This is a genomic window from Actinoplanes sp. NPDC048791, assembly GCF_040650095.1.
GTDB lineage: Bacteria > Actinomycetota > Actinomycetes > Mycobacteriales > Micromonosporaceae > Actinoplanes.
Genome location: NZ_JBEZGQ010000592.1, coordinates 1 through 5,350 on the forward strand (window position 1 = coordinate 1; position 5,350 = coordinate 5,350).

5 protein-coding genes and 2 pseudogenes are annotated in these 5,350 nt (G+C 73.6%); 2 read left to right on the plus strand and 5 right to left on the minus strand.

Features of this window, described 5'->3' with window-relative positions:
- A pseudogene (locus AB0C29_RS31975) lies at positions 1–312 on the minus strand (hypothetical protein); the annotation flags it as partial.
- Positions 302–1,009 carry a TetR/AcrR family transcriptional regulator gene (locus AB0C29_RS31980; RefSeq protein WP_360828057.1) on the minus strand — a complete coding sequence of 236 codons (708 nt, stop codon included), beginning with the start codon at positions 1,007–1,009 and terminating at the stop codon, positions 302–304. The pseudogene AB0C29_RS31975 and the gene AB0C29_RS31980, both read right to left, overlap by 11 nt.
- 88 nt (positions 1,010–1,097) lie before the next feature.
- Here AB0C29_RS31980 and AB0C29_RS31985 point away from each other — a divergent pair.
- Positions 1,098–1,676: pseudogene (locus AB0C29_RS31985) on the plus strand (DUF2306 domain-containing protein); the annotation flags it as partial.
- 39 nt (positions 1,677–1,715) lie between these two features.
- On the opposite strand, the gene AB0C29_RS31990 reads toward AB0C29_RS31985, so the two are convergent.
- Both AB0C29_RS31990 and AB0C29_RS31995 read right to left on the minus strand, forming a co-directional pair.
- On the minus strand, positions 1,716–3,212 hold the full coding sequence (locus AB0C29_RS31990) for an MFS transporter (protein ID WP_360828060.1): 1,497 nt from the start codon (positions 3,210–3,212) through the stop codon (positions 1,716–1,718).
- 43 nt (positions 3,213–3,255) lie between these two features.
- On the minus strand, positions 3,256–3,738 hold the full coding sequence (locus tag AB0C29_RS31995) for a MarR family winged helix-turn-helix transcriptional regulator (protein ID WP_360828063.1): 483 nt from the start codon (positions 3,736–3,738) through the stop codon (positions 3,256–3,258).
- A 207-nt stretch (positions 3,739–3,945) separates the two neighbouring features.
- On the opposite strand from AB0C29_RS31995, the gene AB0C29_RS32000 reads away from it, so the two are divergent.
- Complete coding sequence (locus AB0C29_RS32000) at positions 3,946–5,163, plus strand: exonuclease domain-containing protein (RefSeq protein ID WP_360828066.1); 1,218 nt, start codon at positions 3,946–3,948, stop codon at positions 5,161–5,163.
- Positions 5,164–5,207: 44 nt separating this feature from the next.
- On the opposite strand, the gene AB0C29_RS32005 is transcribed toward AB0C29_RS32000, so the two are convergent.
- Positions 5,208–5,350: HNH endonuclease (locus AB0C29_RS32005; RefSeq protein ID WP_360828069.1), on the minus strand; the 143-nt coding region annotated here is incomplete at its 5' end.

Consider the following 5,350-nt stretch of genomic DNA (forward strand, 5'->3'; position numbering starts at 1 on the left):
TGCGCGCGGCGGTCGACGACCTGCACCGCGGCATCGCCACCGACCGCCGCTGGACCACCCGGTTCCCGCGCGCAGGGTGACGATGCTGTGGGCGTACCGGAGGTCCTGCTCGTGGCGCCGCGACCGCGCGGCCGCGACCAGCCGTTGCCGGCGCTGCTCGGCCGCCTGGCGGCTGGTCAGGCCCAGCGCCGCGGCGATCTGGCTCCAGGTGGCGCCGGCCTGCCGGGCCCGGTCGATCAGCTCGAGCTCACGCTCGTCCAGGGCGGCCCGGGCCGCCCCGATCTCGGCGAGATGCCCGAGCTCAGCCTCCACCGCGCGTCACCATGACGTTGATGCCGTCGAGGACGCGGGTCAGCCCGAACGTGAAGGACTCCTCCGGATCGTCGTCGCCGGCCACGAAGATGCCGGCCGCCGAGGCCGCGGCCAGGGCGGGCATCCGTTCCGGGGTGACGAAATGGGCGAGGAGCCGGCCGTACTCGGCCTGGTCGCCCGGCTCGCGTTGGAGCAGGACGGCCCCGATCTGAGCCTCGCCGCGGACGAAGTGCAGCACTGTCATCAGCACCTCGAACCGGTCGGCCGGGCTCAGGGCGGTGTCGTCCAGGGCGGACAGACCCCGGTCGAGCCAGGCGAGCTGACCCGGGTCCAGCGGCGGCCGCCCCGCGGTGACCTGGAGGATCCACGGGTGGGCGTAGTAGACCCCGCGCAGCGCCCGGGCCCAGGTCTCCAGCGCCGCCCGCCAGCCGGTGGCGGGCAGCTCGGGCGGCGGCCCCGGGGCGGCGTCGGTCATGAAGGCCAGCAGCTCGTCCTTGTTGGACACGTGCCGGTAGAGCGACATCGGCGCGCTGCCGAGCCGCTCGGCCAGCCGGGCCATGGACAGGGCCGCGATGCCGTCGGCATCGGCGAGCGCGATGCCGGCCGCGACGATCCGGTCGCGGCTCAGCCCCCGGCCGCCCGGCCGGTCCGGCTCACCCCAGAGGACGCGCAGCGTACGCGGGATCTCGGTCGTCACGGTGGCCATCCTACGAGCGCCCCTTCCCGAGCTGGTGCGTATGCCATACGCTACTTGCGTACGCCATACGCAACCGAGGGGGACGGCGATGACGGCACAACCGAGATGGTGGCGGCGACCGTGGGTCTTTCCACTGGGGGCGGTGGTGGTTCTGTTCCTGGCTTTTTCGCTGCCGCCGTACCTCAGCCTCGACCCGGACCGCTCCCGCGTCCCCCAGCCGGAGGCCCTCGGCGTCGCGCACTACTGGACGCTGGTGCCGCACGTGCTGTTCGGCAGCATCGCGCTGGCCACGGCGGTCCTGCAGATCTGGCCCTGGCTGCGCGCCCGGCACCCGGTCTGGCACCGGCGGCTCGGCCGGCTCTACGTCTTCGGCGGGGTGCTGCCCGCCGGCGTGACCGCGCTGGCGGTGGGCGCGTTCACGCCGTTCGGGCCGGCGACCCGGGCGAGCAACCTGCTGCTGGCCGCGCTGTGGCTGGGCTGCACCCTGACCGGCTGGCGGATGGCCCGGCAGCGCCGCTTCGCCGAGCACCGGCGATGGATGATCCGTAGCTTCGCGCTGACCGCCTCCATCATCACCAACCGGATCTGGGGTGCGATCGCCGTGATCACGCTCTCCCCGCAGCTCGACACGACGTTCCACGGTGACGAGGTGCTGTTCAGCTGGGTCGTGTCGGCCATTGCCGCGTGGCTCGGCTGGACGCTGCCGCTACTGGCGGCAGAGTGGTGGCTCGAGCGCGACCGGACCCGCAGCCGCCGCGTCCGCAACCGCCGGCTCCCCGCCCAGCCCGCTGCTGTCGTCGACGAGCCCACCGCTGTCGCCAACCGGTGAGGGGCCGCGGCGCAGCACGACAGCCCCGATGAGCAGCGCCCCGAGGGCGAATCCGGCCGCCGTCAGGAAGGCGCGGCTGTAACCGTCGCGCAGCGCCGCGACCTCGGCCGCGCCGGCGGCCAGGCTCGCCTCGGTGACCCGGGCCGCCACCACCGCCAGCACCGCCAGGCCCAGTGCGGCCCCGGCCTGCTGGGCCGTGTTGGTCAGGCCGGACACCAGCCCGGTCTCACCCGGGCCGGCGCCGGCCATCGCCAGCATGATGATCGCCGGGATGACCACGCCGATGCCCAGACCCATGATGATCAGGGCCGGCAGGACATCGGTCAGGTACCGCGGCTCGACCGGCACCCGGACCAGCAGCAGCAGACCCGCGGCCAGCACACCCAGCCCGGTCAGCAGCACCGGCCGGGCCCCCAGCCGGGCCGTCACCCGGGGCGCCACGAACAGCGAGATCAGGCCGATGACGATCGGGGTCGGCAGGAACGCCAGGCCGGTCCCGATCGCGTCCAGGCCGAGCACCCGCTGCAGGAACAGGGCGTTGACGAACTGGAAGCCCATACCGGTGGCGAAGATCAGCACCACCGCCGCACCGGTGCCCAGCAGCCAGCGGCGGCGCAGGACGGGCAGCGGGGCGAGCGGGTGGCGGGCGTACCGCTGGCGGACCAGGAAGGCAGCGACCAGGAGGGCGGCCGTCACGCCGTACCAGAAGACACCGTCCACGATGGCGTAGACGCCCAGCGACAGTCCCGCGGTGATCAGGACCGCCCCGCTCACGTCCATCCCGTCGCCCAGCCCGAGGCCCGCCTCGCGGGGCAGCACCCGCAGCGCGCCGACCAGGACCGCCACGCCGATCGGCACGTTGACCAGGAAGATCCACGGCCAGCCGGCGGCCTCGGTCAGCAGGCCGCCCGCGACGAAGCCGAAGGCGGCCCCGCCGGCCTGGGTGAAGCTGTAGACGCCGATCGCCCGGGCCTGCGGGCCCGGCTCCGGATAGAGCCGCACGATCAGGCTGAAGATCACCGCGGAGGCCAGCGCTCCACCGACGCCTTGCACGAAGCGGCCCGCCACCAGCAGCCCGGCCGTGCCGGCCAGACCGCAGAGCAGGCTCGCGGCGGTGAAGACACCCAGTCCGGCGAGGAAGACCCGGCGGGCCCCGAGCAGGTCGCCGAGGCGCCCGGCGAGCAGCAGGAAACCGGCGAAGCCGATCAGGTAGCCGTTGATCACCCAGGCCACGCCGGCGGCCGAGAAGCCGAGATCCAGCTGGATGGCGGGCACGGCGACGGCCACGATCGTGCTGTCCAGCACGATCATCAGCGACATCGCGCAGAGCACGGCGAGCGCCGGGCCACGACGGGGGTACGCGGAAGCAACCATGGTGCGACCGTAGCAGATAGTCCGCTTACAGACTATCCAGTTGTCACCTATTCGCCGCCTGACGGGCTCGCCGTACCGGCTTGGGTCCGGGCTCCAGACCACCCTCGACCAGCTGCCGCAGCGCCGCGACGAAAGCCTCGCGGGCCGGCTCCGGCAGCGCCCCCAGCGCGTCGGCGTGCACCTGGTCGACGATCCGCTGACCCTGCTCGGCGGCGGCCCGGCCGGCCTCGGTGACCGCGATGATCCGGGCCCGGCGGTCGGTCGCCGACGGGCGGCGCTCGGCCAGCCCGAGCCGCTCCAGGTCGTCCACGGTGCTGACCATGGTCGTCTTGTCCAGATCGGCCAGGGCCGCGAGCTGGATCTGGGTGCGCTCCTCCTCGAGGGCGTGCACCAGGACGCACTGCATGCGCGGCGTGAGATCAACAGCGGCCAGCGCGGCGGCGAGCCGGTTGGACAGGGCGTGACCAGCCATGTTGAGCAGGCCGGTGACATCGCGCTCGGTGCGCTCGGGGGCTGCGGACGACATGACCGAAGCGTAACGCGCGATCATCCCGTACCGGATGATTGCTTTTCCGGACGACTTCCCGGCTCAGCGTGTCGTCCTCTTCTCGGCGGGCACCGGCCGAGAAGACCCCCCACGCAGCGGAGTCCCCCGCCTGCGGTGCGTTGCTAGCGTCATGGCCCGAGCCGGACGGCACGGGGCAATCAGGACTAACAGCGCGTAGGAGCAACCATGTATGCGGTCATCGATGTGGAGACCACCGGGCTGCGCGCGAGCTGGCACGACCGGATCATCGAGATCGCCGTCGTCCACCTCGACGAGCAGGGCCGCGTGCAGGACGAGTGGTGCAGCCTGCTCAACCCGGACCGTGATCTGGGTCCGCAGCACATCCACGGCATCTCCGCCGCCGAGACCGGCCGGGCCCCGGGCTTCGCCCAGCTCGCCGAGGTGATCGCCGGCCGGCTGCGGGGACGCACGCTGGTCGCCCACAACCTGGCCTTCGACGCACTGTTCCTGGCCGCCGAGTTCCGCCGCCTCGGCCACACCGTGCCGATCGACGCCCGGTACGGCCTGTGCACCATGCAGCTCGCCCCGCACTTCCTGCCCAGCGCCGGCCGCAGCCTGCACGACTGCCGCCGCGCCGCGGGCATGCCCGCCCACCAGGCCCACTCCGCGCTGCACGACGCCCACGCCGCGGCCGACCTGCTCGCCCACTACCTGACGATCACCGGCGCACCGCCGCCGTGGTCACCGACCCTCGCCGGTGCCCGGTCGCTGCCGTGGCCCGCACTGCCCGTCACGACGGCCGCCGCCGTGCCGCGCCGCTCCCCCGGCGTACGGGATCCGCACTTCCTCACCCGGCTCGCCGACCGCCTGCCCCGCCAGCAGGAGCCCCGGGCGGACGCCTACCTGGATCTGCTCGACCAGGCGCTGCTCGACCGGCACATCTCCAACACCGAGGCGGACGGCCTGATCGCCGTCGCCGAGTCCCTCGGGCTCGGGCAGGCCGACGTCCGGTGCCTGCACAAGCGGTACCTGACCGGGCTCGCGACCGTTGCGCTGGCCGACGGCGTCCTGACCCCGGCCGAGCGGCACGACCTGGCCGGGGTCGCCGCCCTCGTCGGGCTGCCCCCGACCGCCGTGGACAAGGCCCTGGCCGACGCCGCGCGGACGACGGCCGGCGCGGACCGGCAGTTCTGGCAGCTGCGGCGCGGTGACCTGGTGGTCTTCACCGGGACGATGGAACCCGCCCGCGAGCAGTGGCAGGCCGAGGCGGAAGCAGCCGGCCTGGTGGTCGGCGACGCCGTGAACAAGCGGACCCAGCTGCTGGTCGCGGCCGACCCCGACTCGATGTCCGGCAAGGCCAAGAAGGCCCGTCAGTACGGCATCCCGGTCGTGCACCCGGTGGCCTACCGGACGATGGTGGAGACACTGCTGCTGCCGGCCTGATGGACGACCGACGGACCCCCGTGTGAACCCGCCGGCCGTCGTCATCAGTGCGCGGTCAGTGCCGCCCAGCCGGGCGCCGTGGGCACCCAGCGCAACGGCATCCGCGCCTCCGCCGGCGTGCGGTCGCCCTTGCGCTGGTTGCAGCGCCCGCAGGCCGCGACGGTGTTGAGCCAGGTGTTGCCGCCGC

What these genes read in the sequence shown, in the direction of transcription:
- AB0C29_RS31990 (WP_360828060.1), bottom strand. Translation starts at nt 3,212, where the DNA reads ATGGTTGCTTCCGCGTACCCCCGTCGTGGCCCGGCGCTCGCCGTGCTC.
- AB0C29_RS31995 (WP_360828063.1), bottom strand. Translation starts at nt 3,738, where the DNA reads ATGTCGTCCGCAGCCCCCGAGCGCACCGAGCGCGATGTCACCGGCCTG.
- AB0C29_RS32000 (WP_360828066.1), top strand. Translation starts at nt 3,946, where the DNA reads ATGTATGCGGTCATCGATGTGGAGACCACCGGGCTGCGCGCGAGCTGG.